This is a genomic window from Pseudomonas sp. Pseusp49 (assembly GCF_059491875.1).
The window spans coordinates 3,022,330-3,041,497 of sequence record NZ_CP168514.1 but is presented as its reverse complement, the minus strand read 5'-3'; the positions used below and the strand labels follow the sequence as shown (position 1 = coordinate 3,041,497).

8 protein-coding genes and 4 pseudogenes are annotated in these 19,168 nt (G+C 55.2%); 6 read left to right on the top strand and 6 right to left on the bottom strand.

From position 1 onward, the window contains the following. Window positions 1-14 precede the first annotated feature (14 nt). Both ACEN83_RS13705 and ACEN83_RS13700 read right to left on the bottom strand, forming a co-directional pair. Window positions 15-1,562, bottom strand: a complete 1,548-nt coding sequence (locus ACEN83_RS13705; RefSeq protein ID WP_495580604.1) for a phospholipase D family protein — start codon at window positions 1,560-1,562, stop codon at window positions 15-17. Window positions 1,563-1,839: 277 nt separating this feature from the next. Next, window positions 1,840-7,785 (bottom strand): peroxidase family protein, encoded by a 5,946-nt coding sequence (locus ACEN83_RS13700; protein WP_495580603.1) that lies wholly within the window; start codon window positions 7,783-7,785, stop codon window positions 1,840-1,842. Window positions 7,786-7,858: 73 nt separating this feature from the next. On the opposite strand from ACEN83_RS13700, the gene ACEN83_RS13695 reads away from it, so the two are divergent. Next, window positions 7,859-9,346: a sensor histidine kinase gene (locus ACEN83_RS13695; RefSeq protein WP_495580602.1), complete on the top strand. Its 1,488-nt coding sequence runs from the start codon at window positions 7,859-7,861 to the stop codon at window positions 9,344-9,346. On the opposite strand, the gene ACEN83_RS13690 is transcribed toward ACEN83_RS13695, so the two are convergent. Together ACEN83_RS13690 and ACEN83_RS13685 are read right to left on the bottom strand one after the other, a co-directional pair. Then, window positions 9,347-10,045: a response regulator gene (locus tag ACEN83_RS13690; protein WP_495580601.1), complete on the bottom strand. Its 699-nt coding sequence runs from the start codon at window positions 10,043-10,045 to the stop codon at window positions 9,347-9,349. Between the two features lie 734 nt (window positions 10,046-10,779). Further along, window positions 10,780-12,495 (bottom strand): hypothetical protein, encoded by a 1,716-nt coding sequence (locus ACEN83_RS13685; protein ID WP_495580600.1) that lies wholly within the window; start codon window positions 12,493-12,495, stop codon window positions 10,780-10,782. Between the two features lie 1,108 nt (window positions 12,496-13,603). On the opposite strand from ACEN83_RS13685, the gene ACEN83_RS13680 reads away from it, so the two are divergent. The 3 genes from ACEN83_RS13680 (at window position 13,604) to ACEN83_RS13670 (ending at window position 16,280) form a co-directional block, all read left to right on the top strand. Then, entirely contained in the window at window positions 13,604-14,434 is an 831-nt protein-coding gene (locus tag ACEN83_RS13680) for an ORF6N domain-containing protein (protein ID WP_495580599.1), read from the top strand. Between the two features lie 108 nt (window positions 14,435-14,542). Beyond that, a complete protein-coding gene (locus ACEN83_RS13675) occupies window positions 14,543-15,457 on the top strand; it encodes a hypothetical protein (RefSeq protein WP_495580598.1) in 915 nt (304 codons plus the stop codon). 130 nt (window positions 15,458-15,587) lie between these two features. Next, window positions 15,588-16,280: a hypothetical protein gene (locus tag ACEN83_RS13670; protein ID WP_495580597.1), complete on the top strand. Its 693-nt coding sequence runs from the start codon at window positions 15,588-15,590 to the stop codon at window positions 16,278-16,280. Window positions 16,281-16,293: 13 nt separating this feature from the next. Here ACEN83_RS13670 and ACEN83_RS13665 read toward each other — a convergent pair. Beyond that, window positions 16,294-17,337: pseudogene (locus tag ACEN83_RS13665) on the bottom strand (phage portal protein). Beyond that, a pseudogene (locus tag ACEN83_RS13660) lies at window positions 17,337-18,107 on the bottom strand (phage terminase large subunit family protein); the annotation flags it as partial. The pseudogenes ACEN83_RS13665 and ACEN83_RS13660, both read right to left, overlap by 1 nt. Before the next feature lie 83 nt (window positions 18,108-18,190). Here ACEN83_RS13660 and ACEN83_RS13655 point away from each other — a divergent pair. Beyond that, window positions 18,191-18,742, top strand: a pseudogene (locus tag ACEN83_RS13655) (bifunctional DNA primase/helicase); the annotation flags it as partial. Continuing rightward, a pseudogene (locus ACEN83_RS13650) lies at window positions 18,733-19,167 on the top strand (tyrosine-type recombinase/integrase); the annotation flags it as partial. The pseudogenes ACEN83_RS13655 and ACEN83_RS13650, both read left to right, overlap by 10 nt. Window position 19,168 lies beyond the last annotated feature (1 nt).

Sequence of the window (19,168 nt, the reverse complement as noted above, 5' to 3'; positions counted from 1 at the left end):
CTCCGGGTATCGATTCAGAGCATCTTCTCCAGGCCGACCTTGTCGCTGAGCCAGGCTTTGAAGCTGCGCCATTTGCCACCGGGTTCCTTGCGCAAGGTATGTTGACGGCCGTCGTCCTCGGTGAGCCAGACGACTTCGCCGTTTTCCAGTCGGGCCTGGTAACTCATGGCCGGCGCCATGCCATCAAGCGCCGCCTGGCGCACGTAGCCGGCCAGTTCGGGACTGTCGACCAGCACTCCGACTTCAGTGTTCCAGAACAGTGAACGCGGGTCGAAATTGAACGAACCGATGAACACTTTCTGCCTGTCCAGGATCATGGCCTTGGTGTGCAGGCTGGAGACCGAGCCACCACTGAATCCAAACGAAGAACTGCGGCCGGTATCTTCCGGCTGACGCCGCAGTTCATAGAGTTTCACGCCATGTTCTAGCAGCGTCTTGCGATACGGTGCATAGCCGCCATGCACCGCCGGCACATCGGTGGCTTCCAGTGAATTGGTCAGCAGGCGCACATCAACGCCGGCATCGGCACGCCCCAGGAGATAGTCCATGCCCGACTTTTGCGGGACGAAGTAGGCCGACATCATGATCAGCTCGTTGCTGACGCCATCGAGTTCAGGCCGCAGTTGTGTGGCCATCAATAACGCACGTGCCGGTTCGCCGTCAGCCAGGACCTTGCTCGGAGCATCCCACATCGCCGTGCCATGGGCCCAGATCAGCTGCTTGCGCCACGTCTCGAATTGCGGCCGAGTCTGGTAGGTCATGAGATGGTCGTACAAAGCCCTGTGCTCGGTACGTGAAGACTGGAGCGACTGCTCCAGACGTTGACGGCTCTCGCGCAAGTCCTGTGCTGTCGGCTTGTTGATCTGGAAGTCACTGATCGATTGGCTCAAGGCGCTGTTCCAGTACTGATCGAAGCTGTGTCCCAATTGCTCGGCGACCGGTCCGATGCAAAGCAGGTCCATGTCGGTGAAGTTGAGATCGGGCTTGGCGTCGAAATATTCATCCCCCAGGTTGCGCCCACCGACGATGGCTGCGCTGTTGTCAGCCAGCCACAGTTTGTTGTGCATGCGTCGGTGCTGCTGGGAAAGATCAAGCAAACGGCCCATGGTTCGAGTCACCACGGTGCTGCGCCCCAGATGCAAAGGGTTGAAGACGCGGATATGGATGTTCGGGTGCACCGCCAGGGTAGCGATGACTTCTTCCTGGCCGTCGGTGGCGGTGTCATCGAGCAGGATACGTATCCGTACGCCGCGATCGGCAGCCAGCAGCATTTCATTGACCAGTGCCCGGGTGCTGAGACCGTTATGCACGATGTAGTACTGCAGATCGACGGATTTCTGCGCATTGCGGATCAACTCGGCGCGCGCCCGGAATGCTTCACTGCTGTTGGGCAGCAAGCGAAAACCCGAGCGCCCCTCATGCGCGGCAGCCTGAGTCTGGATCGAGCGCCCGAAAGCCGATTCGCTGGCGGGGATCGCCTCGCTGAAGTCGTGGGGCATGCGCGTGGTGGCGCAACCGACCAGCAGCAACGCGAAAAACATGGCGCAGAGGAACCGGGACATAGGCTGGTCCTCAACCTCGACGGGTGTAGATGTGGACCCGGCATCCAGCCAGTACCGGCTGCCGAGAACACGCAGCCCTCGATAATCCGCACGCTTTGTTCCAGTAAAGCCCGTTTCAGGCAGCGTGTCGAAATTTACCGTTCCCCGCAGCGCATGCAGCCGGGCAGTAGCGAATGGCGCAAAAGATTGTTTGATGGCGGAAAAAGCTGGTCTAGCCGAGCCCCCATAAAAAAACGACGCCACTCTTCAAAGGAGGGCGCCGTTTTTATTTAAAGCCTTACGCCACGCCGACGAAATCGCTCGCTGTCAGGGCGACATGCCCGACCAGATCGATTTGGAAATCAGCGCCATTACCGTTGTTGACATTGCCCTCCACATACGTGTGATCAACCCCGCCGACATTGGCGAAGTGGTACTTCAATTGCGCTTGGTTACTGAACTCAGTGCCGACACCATTCCACTCGCCGAGGAAGGCAAAGTCCTGATTACCGGCGGAACCTGCTCCGGAGGTCCGGGCATCGATCTGAGACAGATCAATGTGGTCAGCTCCCTGCGCAAAGTCGGTGATCACATCGCGGCTTGCGGTCGAAGTGCCCGAATCGTTGATGGCGCTGAACATGAAGATGTCCGCCCCCGCCCCACCAGTCAAAATGTCGCGGTTGCCATTGCCTGTCAGCGTGTCAGCGCCATCTCCACCACTGAGGGTGTCGACGCCGCCTTGCCCGGTCAGGGCATTGTTGGCGTTATTGCCGGTCAAGCTGTTGGTGCCGTTGCTGCCGAGAACATTCTCGATGCCGCTCAAGGTGTCGCTACCGGTTTGCGAACTGCTCGCCAGGCCAGTAGACAAGTTGACCGTGGCGTTGGCCGAGGTCCCCGACAGGTCGTAGGTATCGCTGTCGCCACCACCGTCGTAGCTGTCATTGCCGTCATTGGCCGACGCCCGGAAGGTGTCGTTGCCAAGGCCACCAAACAGGCTGTCAATGCCTTGCCCACCAATCAGCACGTCGTCACCGCTGCCACCGTCCATCCAGTCATCACCGCCCTGGCCCTGCAGCAGGTTGTTCGCGCCGTCGCCCTGGATGTGATCATTGCCGGAACTACCGGTGACGTTCTCGATGCCGGTCAGGGAGTCGTTGCCGGTCTGGGTGCTGGTTGACGTGCCGAGGAGCAAATCGACCGTGGCCGACGCCGATGTGGCCGATAAGTCATAGGTGTCGGTACCCGCGCCGCCGTCATACTGGTCGTTGCCGTCGTTCAGCGATGCCAGCAGCGTATCGTTGCCTGCCTCACCAAAGACGGAGTCGTTGCCGGCCATGCCGCCAAGTTGGTTGTTACCGGTATTGCCGTGGATGACGTTGTCCAGCCCGTTACCCGTGCCGTTACTGTTGTTCGACCCCAGCAATGTCAGGTTCTCGACGTTGGCACCCAGGGTGTAGCTGACCGAGGACATGACCGTGTCGGTGCCTTCGTTCAGATTTTCCTGAACCGTATCGCCATTGGCATCCACCCTGTAGATATCGTTACCGGCGTACCCCCGCATCGTGTCGTTACCGCTGCCGCCGTCGAGCAAGTCGGAACCCAGGCCACCATTAAGGACGTCGTTACCCGAATAGCCCATCAAGATGTCCTGATAGTTGGTGCCATTGAGCGTGTTGCCGAAGAAGTTGGTGCCTTCGATGAAGCGCCCTACCGCTTCCGAAGGGTCGGACGTCAGTTGTTCCACTGTGCCGTTGTTGTCGGTGTAAGTGGTGATGACCCGAAGCTGCTGGCCGAACTGCGCCGAGGTGGGCGCAAAGGTCGAGGCTTTCGCCCCGGCAATACCGATCCAGGCCGCGCCCACCAGTGCTTGCCATTGGAAGCTGAACCCACTTGGCGCAGGCAAGCCGTCGGCGTCCTGTATGGTCGAGGTATTGGCGGTCAGCCGGTATTGAGCTGGCACCGGACGGCCAGGTGTGGTCGGCGCAGTGGCAAACCCCGACAGCACCACATTGCCGGTTGGCAGACTGTTGGTGATGTTCAGGTTGACGGTGCGGTCGGCGAAACGCAGTTTTTCAATGCCAGTCACGATGTCGGTGCCATCGATATTCGCCGCGCCGACCCGCAAATCCACCACTTTGAACGCCGTGATCAACTCGCCACCCGGCCGGGTATCGGTGAACTTGGTGATGCTGTAGTCGGCAAAATTGCCACTGTACAGCGCTTCATCGGCTGCGCCGTCGGCCGTGCCTGGGGCTGCGTGGTTGTCACCCAGAATGAAGTCCGGACGGGTCGCTTGCAGGCCAGTAAAGTGCTGGGCAAACCCCTGACTGGCGAGCAAGTGATTCAGATCGGCGAGTTTGATCGAGTCACCGACGATCACGTCATTACCGCCGTTACCTTGGGAGACATCATTGCCACTGCCGCCAATCAACCAGTTTTCCGTGGCATTACCGATCAGACCCGCCAGTGGGTTGGCCGGGGTCGTCGTGTTTGGACGGCTATCACTGAAGCGTGAACCGATCAAACCCTCAATGTCTGTCAGCAAGGCGTTGAACGGCTGGAACAGCACAGCAGTGCCCGGCGCCGCCACGATGTTCTGGTTGTTAAGGTCTGCGGCCGCATCCAGGGCAATGTTCACATCGCTGAAGGCCGCGATATCGAAGCCGACATCGCCAATAGCCTCATCGCCGTCACCTTGACCCGGAGCGCCACCCAGGCCAGGCAACAGAATGTCGTCACCGACACCTCCGAACTCCTGGTCACCCGTGGAACCGCCGGAAATGATGTCATCGCCGTCCTCACCGAACAGAATGTCCGGGCCGTCGCCACCGTAGATCTCGTCGTTACCGTCTCCGCCATGCACCAGATCAGTGTCGCCGCCGGCATCGATGTAGTCATTGCCGGCGCCACCGTACAACTCGTCGATCCCGGCTTCACCGTAGAGGTGATCGTTACCGTTACCGCCAATCACCACATCGAGGGCACCTGCGCTGGTCCCGGCATAGATGGTGTCGTCCCCCTCACCGCCATCGAGGAAGTCTTCGATATCGCCGCCGTAGATCACATCGTTGCCGTCACCGCCATAGATATGGTCGGCACCGGCCTTGCCATCGAGGATGTCATCGCCACCTTCGCCATAGATCGTATCGTCGCCATCGCCAGCGTCGAGCCAGTCGTTGTAGTCGGTGCCAGACAATACTTCGTGCGAGTTGTAGCCCACTGCCGCAGTGCCGTCAGGGTTCAGGCCCTGGTCCGGACGGTAGTCACGGATATAGGTTTGAGCGGTATGCGTTTCCGGATTGGTCAGGCTGACCAGCAAGCCGTTACCGCCAATCCCGCCCGTGCCACCGGTTGAGTAAACGCCGACATGGTTCGCCGCAATCAGCGTGCCGTATTTGTGTTCGCTCTTGTACGCCGTCGCACTCGCGCCGGAGTCGGTGTTGCTCAGTTCGATGTAGCTGTCGGCGTAACCGAATACATCACCGGCCAGGTGCCGGGCATCGGTGGTGCGTTCAATGATGTCCTTGAACTGCTCGGTCACTACCTGTTCGTTGAGGTTGGTCATCGCCGGCAAGCCGAGGTCGAGGCGGAACAGGTAATAGAAACGGTCGCCATCCATCAACCGTTCCATCTGATCCTCGAAGATTGCGTTGAAGGTGGTGCCCAGTTGCCCGGTGTAGACGTGCTTTTCCGCGAGGCCACCGATCCACAGATCAATCGCGTTGTAGCCGTCGTAACCGGCCACATGATTGCCGTTGGCATCTGCCGCACCGGAAAGGAAATAGGCCGCCTCTTCAGCCGTGACGCTGCCACCGGCATAGTTGGTGGTAACGCCTGAGGTATCGGCATCGATGATGGCTTGGGCATGGGCCACGTCACCATCAAATGAATAGGCTGCGATGAAGTTCACCAATGACTCGGGGTGAATCATGTTGTTGGCGAAGTCACTCCAACTGGTATAGGGCGTCAAGCCATCCACGATCAGGTTCGTGTGATGCTGCGCGCCCGCCGGTGACGCCCTTTCCTCGATGAGCGCATCATGAATCTGCTGACGCGCCTGGTTCAGGGTAGGCAGGCCCAAGTCGCGACCACGAGCCAGGTTGATGGTCGCCAGGTCCAGCGGCTGACCGAGCAGGCCTTGTTGCAAGGCCGGGGTGACGAATTCGTCGATTTCATTGCTGATCTGCCGGGTCATGCCCAAGGCAATGGCCGTCGGCCCTACCTCGGCAAAACCGCCGGGATTGAGGAACGCCTGCTCCAGCGCATAGTGGGTGATCGCACCGGTCAGGTCATAACCACCACTGGCATTTTTCTCCAGGGCATCGATGGTTTCGCGCAGTTGCGAGTGACCGAAACGGAACGCTGCCTGGCCGTACTCGAGCGAAATATTGGCGTTGATGCCCGAGTCATAGGTCACGAACTCTGGCAAATCCGGGGTGATCAGCCGGGCGTACTGGTCAATCGCAACGTGCTGGTACTCCATTTCCACGGTCAGCTTGGCGGCGTAGAACAGCTTGTCCTGGTCCCAGGACACCGTAAGGCCATCCGCCTGGGTGAAATTGCCGTTGGCATCGGTATAAAAACCACCACTGCCATTGCTGACCTGCACCTGCCAGTTGTGACGCACGTTAACGTCAGTCTGGGCCAGCACTTCGTTTTGCAGATTGATCAGTTGTACGTTGTGGTCTTCATGGAAGACGTGATGGATCGCGGTCAGGCCAAAGTTTTCGTTAACCCTGCCGTCGCCGGCAATGTAGTGGTCGCCCACCGACTGCAGCAGCAGTTCGTTGGCCACCGCGTAATCGGCACTGCCCGCAGCGGCACTGATAGAGAAGTCGGCGAAATTGACAAAACTGAACAGGTTTTTCGGTCCAGAATTATCGTAGTTGATGACCATCCCGAAGGGGTTGTTCGCGTCGAAGGTAATACTGGTGATATGCGCATCCAGAGACATCAGTTTCGCTTGGTCGATATGCAAATCATCGAAGTGCGGATTCATATCCAGAAGGATCGCCTCACGGGTATACACCGCTTGCACGCCGGGAGTGCCGGGGTCCGCGTCCAACACATGACCATTGGCATCACGCACCCGGAAATTGCTGATGTCATCCCAGGTCAGATCGTCACGGCCGGTTGCCTGCACATGGGCGCGCAGTTCGCTCAGGGTTGGCAAAGTCTGGTGGGTCAACACGCCATTGAGGGTCCAGGCCGCGTCGTCACTCAAGGTGGTGCCATCGAACAGCGCTGCGCCAGCAATGAACTGTCCTGGATGATTTGGATCCGCCACCCACTGACGCAGCAATTGCGTCACCGCGTCATTGGAGCCATAAGTCTGGTTCTGGTCGATGTAGGGCGAGTCGAGGTTGACGTATTGCGCCTGTCCCTGCCCGTCCACTTCGCTGACGGAGGCCCGGTGTACCTTGATCGAGTACACAGGCTGCCCATCCGGACCGATCGAACCGTACAGCGGGTCGTCCGGCGCAAGGGGAATAGTGATCGTGGCGTTTTGATTGGGCTTGTTGATGAAGTCCAGCCCATGATCAAAGAACTGTCCAAACAGGGTGAACCAGCCCGTGGTCGACGGGTCGCCGGCGACAGTATTCTGGTTGCGGATGTAGTACTGGCCGGAGTCCGGCGACGTGGTATCGACTTCGCCAATGGTACCCAGGATTCCCGGATCCGTGACGATCGCAACGCCCGTGGCAGTGTGCTGTATATGCCCGTTGGCATCGGTGGCAAACGTCACTCCGCCACTGACGATGGTCTGGCTGATCATCCGTGGCGTGTAGTCCACCAGTGAAGCTGTCGGATCGCTATACAGTGAACTACTGTCAATCATGGGCGTAGCGCCCACAGGGACACCCGCCCCCGTCAATGCGGAATTGCTCAGGTTCTGCTGGACATAGTGTGTGTAGTCCGAATGGGTCAGCCGTATGAAGTTCTGGCCGAAACTGCCCCAGGCCTGCCCATCCAGGGTCATGTTGTTGAAGTGCCCCGAGACGTTGCGCAAGCCGATCGGGTCGCGGGCACCGTTGTACCAGATGGCTTCACCAAGAGGCACGTCAAGCGGATTGAAACTTCCCAGCACACCGAGCACATGGACACTACCATCCGAGCCCTGATAGCCGTAGAGCGGATCTCCAGCGGTGTTGTAACCGACGACATGAATGGTCGGAAAGGAAACCTGCTGATCAAGAAACGAAATATCTTTTTGATTGAGGGTGAAGCGCTTTAGCTCATACATGGCAATCTCCAGACGTACTTTGAGTTGCAGGGATTTCCAGCCGACATATCACTATGTTCAGGGAACCAACCCGATGGAAAAAGATGCAAAAGTCGAATCAAAAAACGAGACTTTCATAGCGGACGAGACTGAGACTTTGGTCGGACCAGCCGCTGGTTCCGATGTGGCTCACAAGGGAACTTGGCGCACCCGGATAAAGGCCCAGACGCGCAAGCTGAGTCGCTCGGCCCAATTTGTCATTGCCGCTGCGGTGATCCTGGGGCTGACCATGTTCTTCGTCGGCAAACTGGTGAGCGAACGAATAGAAAGTGCTGCGGTGCAAAGCGCGGCAGAAGCAGGCGCCCACTACATGGAAGCGTTTCTGGAGCCCTATGTGCAGGAGATGGGGCGGGGCGAAAGCCTCTCGGAGGAAAGTGTCAAATCCCTGGACCGCCTCATGGAAAACAGTTCGCTAAACCAGCACATTGTCTCGATCAAGATCTGGCGAGCGGATGGCACGGTCGTCTACAGCACGAATAAAGCCATCACCAATCGCGTCTTCCCAACAGACGAGATCTCCGAGGCGCTCAAGGGAAACGTGGTCACCGACCTTGAAGAGCTGAGCCAGGCTGAAAACGAGTTCGAGCGCAAGCTCAACCTGCCGCTCTATGAGATCTACGCCCCCCTGCGAGATTTCAACACCAGGAAAGTGATCGCGGTGGGCGAGTTTTATGAAAGGGCCGAAAGTCTGGAGCGTGAAATCAACCGCGTCCGACAGCAGGTATGGATGGTCGTTGGCGCAGCGACGTTGGCGATGCTGACGCTGCTTTTTTTCATCGTGCGACGCGGCGACAAGATTATCGAGCAACAGCAAGTGGCACTGCGCTTACGGCTGTTGGAGCAAACTCGCCTGCGTATCAGCAACGCCGCACTCCAGCGCAAGATGGCGACGGCGACCCAGGAGTTTTCACGGATCAACGAACTCAACTTGCGGCGCATTGGTGCAGACCTGCACGATGGGCCGGCGCAGTTATTGACCTTGATTCTGATCTGGCTCGACGAGCTGGCCGATAACGGTCCGGCTGTCGATCAGGAGGCGCTGGAAACCATTCGTGGTGCCGCCACCGACGCATTGCGGGAGGTCCGCGATTTATCACGAGGTCTGGCACTTCCGGAAATCAACGACCTGAGCCTGGTGGAAGAGTTGCAGCTGGTGGCGCAACGGCACGAGCAACGCACCGGCACCAGGGTCACCCTGGCCCTGGGGCCGCTACCAGAGGCCACGCCGCTGCCGCTCAAACTCTGTTTGTACCGTTTTGTCCAGGAAACCCTCAACAATGCTTACCGTCATGCCAATGGCGAGGGCCAGGTCATCCAGGCGCAATACATTGATCAGGTATTAAATATCAGCGTCAGGGACAGTGGTCCGGGTATGGCGGCGGACGCCATGCAACTCGATACATCCGGCAGAACCCGATTGGGCCTCGCCGGTTTGCGTTATCGCGTTGAATCGCTGGGCGGGTTGTTCAGTATCGACTCTTGTACCTCAGGGACGTCGGTCAATGCACAGTTCAAACTTTAGTCAGAAGCGGGTCCGGGCATCGACTGATGTTTTCCCTACGCCGATCTGAAATCGCCCGAGAGCTTCGCGCTCCCTGTAATACCGTAGGGCCGCGACCGCTTCGACACGATTTCGGGCATGCAGTTTCTGCATCACACAGGTCATGTAGTGCTTGACGGTTTTTTCGCTGATCAACAACTTTGACGCAACCTCTCTATTGGTCAGGCCCTTGGAGACTTCATAAATAACCTGCTCCTCGCGCAGGGTCAGATCAAACGTGTGAATCTCCGCTGCGTGTGTCTTGAAGTTACTCAGCAGTTTGTTGACAAAATCAGGGGTGATATACGTCTGCCCCTTGGCAACCAACCGGATCGCCAAGACCAGTTCCGGCCCGCTGACACCTTTCAACACATACCCGAGCGCGCCCGCCTCCAGCGCCAAAAAGGCGTCGTTTTCGGACTCTGAAACCGTCAGCATCAGTACCTTTACATCCGACAGTCCAGTGGAAATGAACCGCACCGCGGCGAAAACATCACCCGGCATATTGACGTCCATCAGCATCACATCCGGACGCACCCTCTGGGCAATTTCCCTGGCCTCATCCGCGTTGGCGCCCTGCTCCACGACCTGCAGGTCCGCCCGTCTTTTCAGTATGTTGGCAACGCCCTCACGCAACAACGGGTGGTCGTCGACAATGCAGATACGAATGAACGGATTCATGACGCGCTCCCGAAAGGATTAGCACTCGAACGACAGATCATTGATTAATAGCAGGAAACCCGGGATCACACCGGTCACCCGTCGTGTGTCCCAGGCTCCGGGTGTTCGAAAATCAGACTTAAGTCTGATAAAAATCGATCGTCAACAAATAATCGCCGTTACAAACATACAAATATTTACACCGCAACCTATTGTTTTTAAACGCCTCTAAAAACGCCAAAAAAAAGACAACCTCATAAAACCCGGATACATCTTTATCCGACCAACAGTCGCTCTCCTACGCTCAGGATTCAGTGCGGCAGGCACTCCACAAATCAAATTTTTCGAAATTTTGCAGGTCAGGGATCAACCTGGACATACGACCGTGTAATGACCGAGCAATACATCTGTAGCCGAAAGGGAGAAAACGTCTCGCGAACCAAGTGAATTGCGGGGCAAGTCAATAATTGCGGACCAGAAACGAACAAGGGTTTGCTCAGCTTTCGCCCGCAAACCCTTGATATATATGGTGCCCGAAGCCGGAATCGAACCGGCACGCCCTTACGAGCGGGGGATTTTAAGTCCATACTAAAAAACGAATAAATTCATATACTTACAGATAAAAACTTGCCTCAATTGCTAATTACTAATGCCTCTTTAAGCCATCCAGACACTAGCTTGAGAAATTTTTGCGGCAAGGTTTTCGGCTACATTCCGGAAGGCCGTTCGACGCGATCACCGTAGTTCACGTCTCTCTATCTCCTAGGAGCTACGACCGCGTTATCATCTAGCCCAACCTCCAACGGTGCTGGGGTTAAATCGAGATACTCATACCGTGGCTCATTTCTGAGTCCCTCGACGGGATAAGTCTTGACGACCCTCATCTTCTCCGCGTCGTAACTGAGACGGTCTACTAAACAGTCTTCGGCAACTCTCGGATACTCAGCATGTAAACGAATATAATTTGCTTGGGTCCAGGCCAAGATCGCCTTATGAAGAGCCCAGCTAGTCTTACCGTAACCGTCCTTTCTGACTGTAAACCCCATTACATTCAGGCAAAAACCAAGAACCTTTGCCCCCTTAAAGTTCGGCATACTACTCATGCACGCTACTTCATTGTATAAAAGTCGGCGCGCTTTATGCTTAACAATTTTTCCGGCGGCGCTGGTTAGAGCAAGATCACTGAACAATCTACCCCAAACGGAGTTGTGCTGAACCGTCCAACTTTCCCACCAGGGAGACTTAACCATTGAAGCATAAAATATTAAGTCAAATATCATGTGTGCAAGATGATCGTAAAACGTCTTGCTAACTGGACCGTCGTCCTTATGAATGCGTAACTGCAAATGCGGGGGTACACCTTTCTTCTCTAGAATCTCAACTGCTTCGACTATGAAGTCGACTACGCCCCACACGCGCTTTAGCACATCGTCATCCCAAGCGCTCTGGGCTACCCCATTAAGACGGTAGAGATCAGAAACAGATTTCTCAATATTGCAAAAAGCTCGATACAGGACAAAGGAGTGCCCCCAAAATCGTGTGTCGACGAAATCGCTAAAAGTGATTAGAACAACACGGCAATAGGCTGCCCACTGGGCAGCGCACCACTTCACGCCTATATCTGGATCAAGCAGAGTCCCAACCGTCTCGACCATTCTGTAATTCGAAAACATTGCTTGACTAAACGGTTTGTGATAACCAATCAGGCCGGACTCATACCCTCCCGCTTCATGATAAATGAAGGAATTCGTATCCTTGATGGCCTCATTCATTATATTTTTGGCGAAGACCCTAACATCAACTCCATACTTTTCTTCCTCAACCATTGACTCAAAGACGTTCAGGGCCGTAGCAGGAGCAAATTGAACAATCGCGCGGCAAAACCTCTTATCGGCAATCAGCAGCAACATGTCAGTTGCATAGCCCTCTACCTTGCTAGGCTCTCTATTGGAGCTATCCTTTGAATCTAACTTTTGATTTCTTATCTCGACACTTTGAGTTGCGTGACGCACTAAAGCCGTCGCAGAACGGGCGAGTTCATCTGCAATAATTGCTAGTTCGTGCGGGGCACCATTGACGATCAAGCGGTATAGGGTAAACGCGAAGCGCTCTGCGTTTCTTTTTCCATATTTGGGTGGCCGGATGAACGCAAACCAAGCCCAAGTTAAGAAAGTAAGAAGAAACACCATTCCGAGAATGGCCTGCCAAGAGGCGGGAGTCAGGAGGCTTCCTCGTGGTACCAACCATTGTTCCGCTCGCCACAAGTCTGTCAGAAGCGTAAGCACTCCTACCGCCGTTACGACAGAGAACGTGATGCCCCGCAATGGAATAGGTGCGGTTTGAATACGAAATCGATAGCGGACATCGCCAGTAGTCCACGCCAGAACCATGAGCGCGAGACCCGCCAAAAATTCTGAGAAGCCGAAAAACTTGGACCCGTTCGCATCCAACGGAATAAAACACACACTCATGAAACATTGCTCAACTGACACAGTACCCTCTCTTATTCGTATAGGCAGACAGTCCAAACACGTGGGAATACCCATGCTTTAGTGAAGCCCTTGGCAGGAAGAACATTACAAGTCTCGTTGTGTATACGCACAAACAGCAGATGGATCCTGCCATGCACCGTCCCCCTAGGTGCTTCAGGCTTTTCATGTTGACCTATCGGAAACCGGTTAGGAAGGTTAGTTTTTGACTGGCCGCCCTGAAAGCCTTCTGCTGCGCGACTTTGCGAAGACTGCGGTAGGTTAGGTTTTGGTTAGCACTGGGTTATTTCCTAACCTTTATAGATGTTAAAAAATCAATAAATAAATTCCTTATATATCAATAGTTTAATAAAAACTAACCTTCAACCTAACCATGGCTAACCACTCAAAGTTAGCCCTCAACCCCAGCAAATACGGGCTCTTCAGCACGCCTATCACCCCATTTTTAAAAACTAACCCTTTTCCCGGGGCTCCTCTCAAAATCCCCGCCAGTGACCGCCATGACACGCCCTTGCATTTACCCCACTCGCGCAGGGATCCGCAGGCTTTTTCCACCCCACATTCGCGCACACAGCCCCCAGCCTTGGCGGTTTTGGGGCGGGTGCAGGTACGCAGAAAAAACGACACATTTAGCCCGCAGGCGTGGCGGGGGGACGACTGCGCTCGCCAGGTTCAGTTTGCCCCCCGGCTGGCAGACTCCTGAGTTTGAGGCATGGGATTAGGGCGAACGGAGGACAGTTTCGGCATTGAAGGTGGCGACGTCGGTTGGACCTTGTGCGGACGAAATTCGTACGCACAAATTTTGATCTGCAGCTCCAATAGCAACTGTGTACGCCAACACGCATGGTTCCACTCCCCCAAATTGGCGTTTGGGCGCGGAAAACGCACCGCAATTCAGAAGGAATTGCCATGCCAAAGCACACCTCTCGAAGTTCCATCGTTAAACTTTCCCCTACACCATGCTGCAAACCGCTGATGAACAGCCGCTGTTGCAGTACTATCGCTAACTCAGCCAAACCGACCAGAGCTTTAACCGCCGCGCAACCCAGGCGTTGGTACTGTGTTCGACCATGAAGCAGGGAGCAAAGTCATGAACTCAGCAATTCGCCAAGTGATCAGCATCGCCGATAGCGATCTGACTATCATCGAGCACCAGGGCGAGCGTGTAGTCACGCTGGCTATGGTGGACCAGGTGCATCAGCGGCCTGACGGGACAGCACGCCGCAACTTCAATGCGAACCGTGAGCGATTCATTGAAGGCAAGCATTTGTTCAAAATTTGTGCGTCCGATTTTCGGACGCACAAACCAGATGCCATTTCGAACAAGTCTCATGAAGACGTGTTACTGCTTACCCAGCGCGGTTATTTGCTGCTGGTGAAGTCTTTCACCGATGATCTGTCCTGGCAGGTGCAGGACATGCTAGTAGATGGATATTTTGAGGGGCAGCGCCTCGCCGCTCCGCCCATCACTCAGCGCATTGCCCAATCCCGCCACCGCCTGGCCCTAGCCAAAGAGTTGCACCGCACCCGCGATGCCGGTTTGCGCGAAGTCATTCATCAGCAACTTGATGAAGTGTCTCGTGCGATGGGACTGCCCACGCCGGAACTCGAAAGCCTGGGACGTTCCGCTCTCAAGGCTCCCGATGTATTGAAGGTCTTTTGGGAAGCCCTGGCCGTCCTCGAAAGCAAGTGTGTTGCGTACAACCACGCAACGGCGAGCAACATGCTGGCCATCAATCTGCGGGAATTATCTAGCCAATTGCTCGAGCATGGTCAGCCTCTGCGCTTCGATAGCACATTGCGCCAAGCCCTCTGGCAGAGCCATTCCCCGCGGTGCCTGCACAAAAACCGTACCGTTCACAGTCGACTGTCCGGGAAGAGCATTAAATGCTGGGTTTTTGAGCGCTACGCAGAATCGTAGGGCTAGGGCGAATAACAGATTGATGGGCTAAGTCAGGTGGATTTTGATCAACCAATACACCAGCCCATGACTGCGCATAAAACCTTCCACTTACTAAGTAAGAAAAGCATGATCACAATATTTACCAACTGGCTTGCCGACCCTAAAAACTGGGGAACATTAATGATAACTGCACCGATAGCCGTTATCGCATTGTTAGTCGCTATCAAAAACTACCAGAGGAAGTCTGGCATTGCCATTAGTGGAGGATTCGGAATTGCATCAAGTGTAAGATGCCAGGAAAGCTATGTATCACATATAGTTCTCGAAAACCTGAAAGACAGAGCAGTGACGATTTACGGCATATACCTCAAGGTAGGCCACAACTTCTATATCGAACTTGAAGACCACGACGAAACGCCACTTATAATGAAGCCATACGAAACCTACCATAAAACAATGGGAGAAATAATTTTCTACGCAGTTAACTCAAACCGAATAAAAATGGATGATTTACTTAAAGATAAGAAAGCAAAAAAGCGCATAGTGCTTTCGACAAGCGAGGGCAAGTACATAGTTCCAAAACAGGTTAAAAGATGGTCACCTATTGGAGAGTTTTTCAAGAACCACCTAACTGGTGTAATCCAAACGATAAGAATCACTCATCACGGAAAGTGCATTGGTGGGAATATCCAGTTTATTGTTGACATCCTAAAAAAGGATGGCCAAACTGAAACAATTCAGCTAATGCAATCTGACTATCATCTCAAAATCTTCAAAAACTTCAACCTCACAAAAGAATGTTTAGCATCCAAAAATTCCCTTCAAGCCTTTCTGGAACAAAAGCTCAAAGATGGTTTGCTTTCCAGTGGCTCGACCATAAAAGTACATAACTTTGAAGAAGACACAAATGCTATTAAGGAGCATTACAAAGGGAAGCATATCATTGCAGAGCGATGGAGTGCCCCCTATTATTATATTTTTGGACGGCTATACACTTGGTACTCTGACTACAAGATGAAAAAAGAACACAAGAAAAACTAACAACATATACTTTATGAAATCGGCGTGACGGGACGAGTGCACGCGCTGGCCTCGGTATCTGAGTAGATCAGAAGGATTTTTAGCAATGGGACAAGCGAAGGCCAGGGGGACGAAACAGGAGCGAGAAGCAGTGGCAAAGGAACGCGCCTCCCTACTCTCTGGAGAGAAGTACAAGCTTCAAATGATCGAGGTCAAAAGACGGTTCCGTACCGCCACCCGCCTCCTCAACTCCGATATTCCCGTGACGGGTGATATTGACATCGACAATGAATGTGCTTTTGCTCAAGTCAGGCGGATCGTCGAAATAATAGCTTTCTCGGCGATGATTGCAGACCGGATGCACTATGAAGCTCAAAGGTCTAGTGAATTGGACAAGCGCTCTGGAAAAGGCGGCGACTACACCAAAGACTGGAGAGCAACGGACATTCTTGAGCGTCTTGAAAAGATCAACAGCGACTTCCTTCCTCAATCGGCGGGAGAGCCAATCGCGGGTCCAGACAACACGAAGCACATTCCATTTGGCACTATCGGTCGTAAGACACATGAAGACATGATCAGCATCTACAAAAACTCTAGTCGTTACCTGCACTCATCGAATCCATTTGTGGCAGGTCTAGAAACGCTTTCGTTGCAGAAACAGAGAAATGCCAGAACCGTCCTTCATGAAGATCTGGCATTACTGCGGGGTATCATTTGGAAGCACCGTAAAATCAGTCTAATGCCCCAGGGATCGAAGGAAGCGGGTAGAACTTTTGCTTTGATCGTGGACTTACTCGACGAAACCTCCGATGATGTGCAGATTATTTCGGCGCTAGAAATATAAGAACCGCAGCGGCTCATCCCTGCACCGGAATTTCATACGATCTGAACCTCACCACCTCCTCCCCCAACCAATCGTTGATCTGCAACAGCCTGGCCTGCTCCGGCTCCAGCTCGTTGACGGCCCAAACCTGGGCCGCATCGCGGATCGATCCAAACCCCCCAGCGTTTTGCGGAACAACACCCATCAGTTGAGGCGGAATCCGCAGCATCGCGAGCTGATCATCACGACTGATGTTCTTGATCGCACCGAAGTCGTCCTTCGCCGCGACCTCGCTGATAGGGATCAATTGCAGGCCGTCTTTCTTGCCACCAGGTGCGTACATAAACAGGTTGCGGAAGTTGCCCGGGCCTTTGCTGTTCTTCATCGCCGATCTCAAATCGTTGACGAAGTCCTCATTCTGGGCAGGATCAGTCATGTACATGATGAAGCCCGCATGGCTGCCGTTCTGGTAGTACTTGCGGCGGAACAGCGTGGCGCTTTCATTGAGCCACGCGCTCTGCAGAGCCGGCAGCCACTCGGGCAGCCCGTAGATTTCCTGGTTGATGTCCGCCACTCGCAGGTGGCACACACTCCCAGGCTTGAATTCGTGCTCGTCCTTTCAGCCTTCCACCTGGTAGTAGGTGTCCAGGTCGATACCTCGGCGCATGTATTTGGCTAAGCAAGGCTGAAGGCCCATGGCTTGCCGAAGCATGTTGTCGCGCTTCTCCAGATAGAGGTTTCCCGACCATCCCCAATCCATTGCGATCTGTTCGAACGCCTGCCGGCTCAGTAGTCGATGCGGAATGAACGTGCGCGCCAATGCGTTGCGCTTGAAGATCAGGCCAGACTGCAGATAAACGCTCGCTTTCGAGGACTTCGCCAAGCCATCCAGCGGGACCGGCGGCTCGTACCAGCGGCCGTTGGACCAGCACTCCAGGTAGTCGAGAATCTCCCTGCCATCGAGCACCGGTACCGGATCGCCGAAGGTGAATGCCATTGACTGGCCGCCCCCGGTTTTGACCAGGAGTTCACCTTCGGTTGGTTGCGACGTGGTCGGCTGTTCCTGGGGGCTGCTCATCAGAAAAACTCCATTAGGCCGGTGTTGGCCACGGTCTGACCCTCCAGCGGCTCGTTGTGCAATGCGTGAAAGAGCGCCCACGCCAGATCGGCGTGGCCGGTGTTGTCAGTACGTCCAGCGGTATAGGTGAACTGGCGCCCACCTGCGGTGACGGTCTTGCGGATGGCCATCAGCGACTGGGCCAGGTCTGTCCAACCGGCATCAAACTCCAGCCGCCCCTTGCTGATCACGTCCCAAGCCTTCATCACCAGTCGGGTCTTGACCTCGGGGCTGTAGGAGAACGTCCTCAATGCAGGGAAGAATTGGCGCACCAGCTGCGCCACGGCACTGCCGAGGCCGGTGGTGTCGATACCGATGTAGGTGACCCAATAGCGGCGAGTGACCTGCCGAATCGTCTCTGCCTGAGCGGCGAAGTCCATCCCACGGAACTGGTGTCTCTCCAGCACGCGAAACTTGCCACCCGGTACCAATGGCGGCGCAACCACGATCAGGCCAGCGGTGTCGCCCGACTCTGCCGGGTCATAACCAACCCAGACCTGCCGATCAGCGAAGGGCCTGGCAGCAAAGGGCTGGTAGTCCGTCCAGATCGACCAGCTGTCGACCATGCACGGCTGCAGCATGTTCAGGGGGAAGATGCTCGCGCCGTCGTCGACAAACTGGCACATCAACAGATTCTGAAACGCCGCGGCGTCGTACTCGAGCCGCAGCTCGTCGATATCGAACAGGTCGCAGCCCCGCTCCTCCGCGTCCAGGATGGTGACGATCTGGCTCGCCACCTGGCTCGAACAAAACTGGCCTGCCCTCTACGCCGGCGGCTTGGCCTTCGTCATCGCGGCGCTGCGCATCATGTATGTGGGTCCGTCAGGCTCGTGACCTGGGCTTCACTTGCGACGCGGCACAGATCCCACAGCCTGATTCGCGCAAGCTCGATTGGAACGATCTGCACCAGCGCTGGGCATTCATGGATGACGTTGAAGCCCGCACCCAGCGGATCGAAAAAGAGTTGGACGACGCCAAGCATCACGGCGCCCTGCTGATCGCCGAAAGCGCCGTGGAAAAGGCCTTGCTCATGTATCAGTGGCGCGAGCGCGAAGAGTTTCACTTCGGCTTCGACTCCCGCCTGTACTGGTGGAAGTTGGACATCTCGAAGTTCAACAGTGCCATGCAGGCGCTGGATGCCAGCGATAACCACGAAGACCAGCAGCTCAACGATAAAGCACGCCGCGCCAAGGCGCTGCGCATGTCCGGCTGTGTGGTCGAAATCGCCAACTGCTACCCCAAGGCCCTGTATTTCCAGCGCAACGAGATTACCGACGAGTCCTGGTACTTCTTCCGCGTCGACTTCCCCCATGACGGCGGCTCGGTGAAAAACACCTTCACCGGCGGCCAGGTCGCAGCGGCCAGCGGGTGGCCGATACGTTGAAAATGGATGAACGCGACATCCGAGACGGTTTGTTGTCCGTCCGTCAGGGCAAGACTGGCGCGAAGCGTCGGATCGAGATTGCGGGCGAACTAAAGGTTGTTATCGACCGCATTGCAGCCAGAAAGGCCGGAATGAAGGTCCGGTCCACTCGTTTGGTCGTAATCGATAGTGGCCAACCCCTGACCTATTCAATGCTCAGGGGTGGCTTTGATCTGGCAAGGGAGAAAGCCGGGATCGAAAAAGCTAACTTCCAAATGCGTGATTTGAGGGCAAAAGCAGCTACGGATAAGGAAGAGTCGACTGGCAACATTCGAGAGGCGATGGACCAACTGGGCCACACCACCGTTGTGATGACCGAGCACTACATCCGCAATCGGAAAGGTAAGAAAGTGACGTCGACAAAATAGG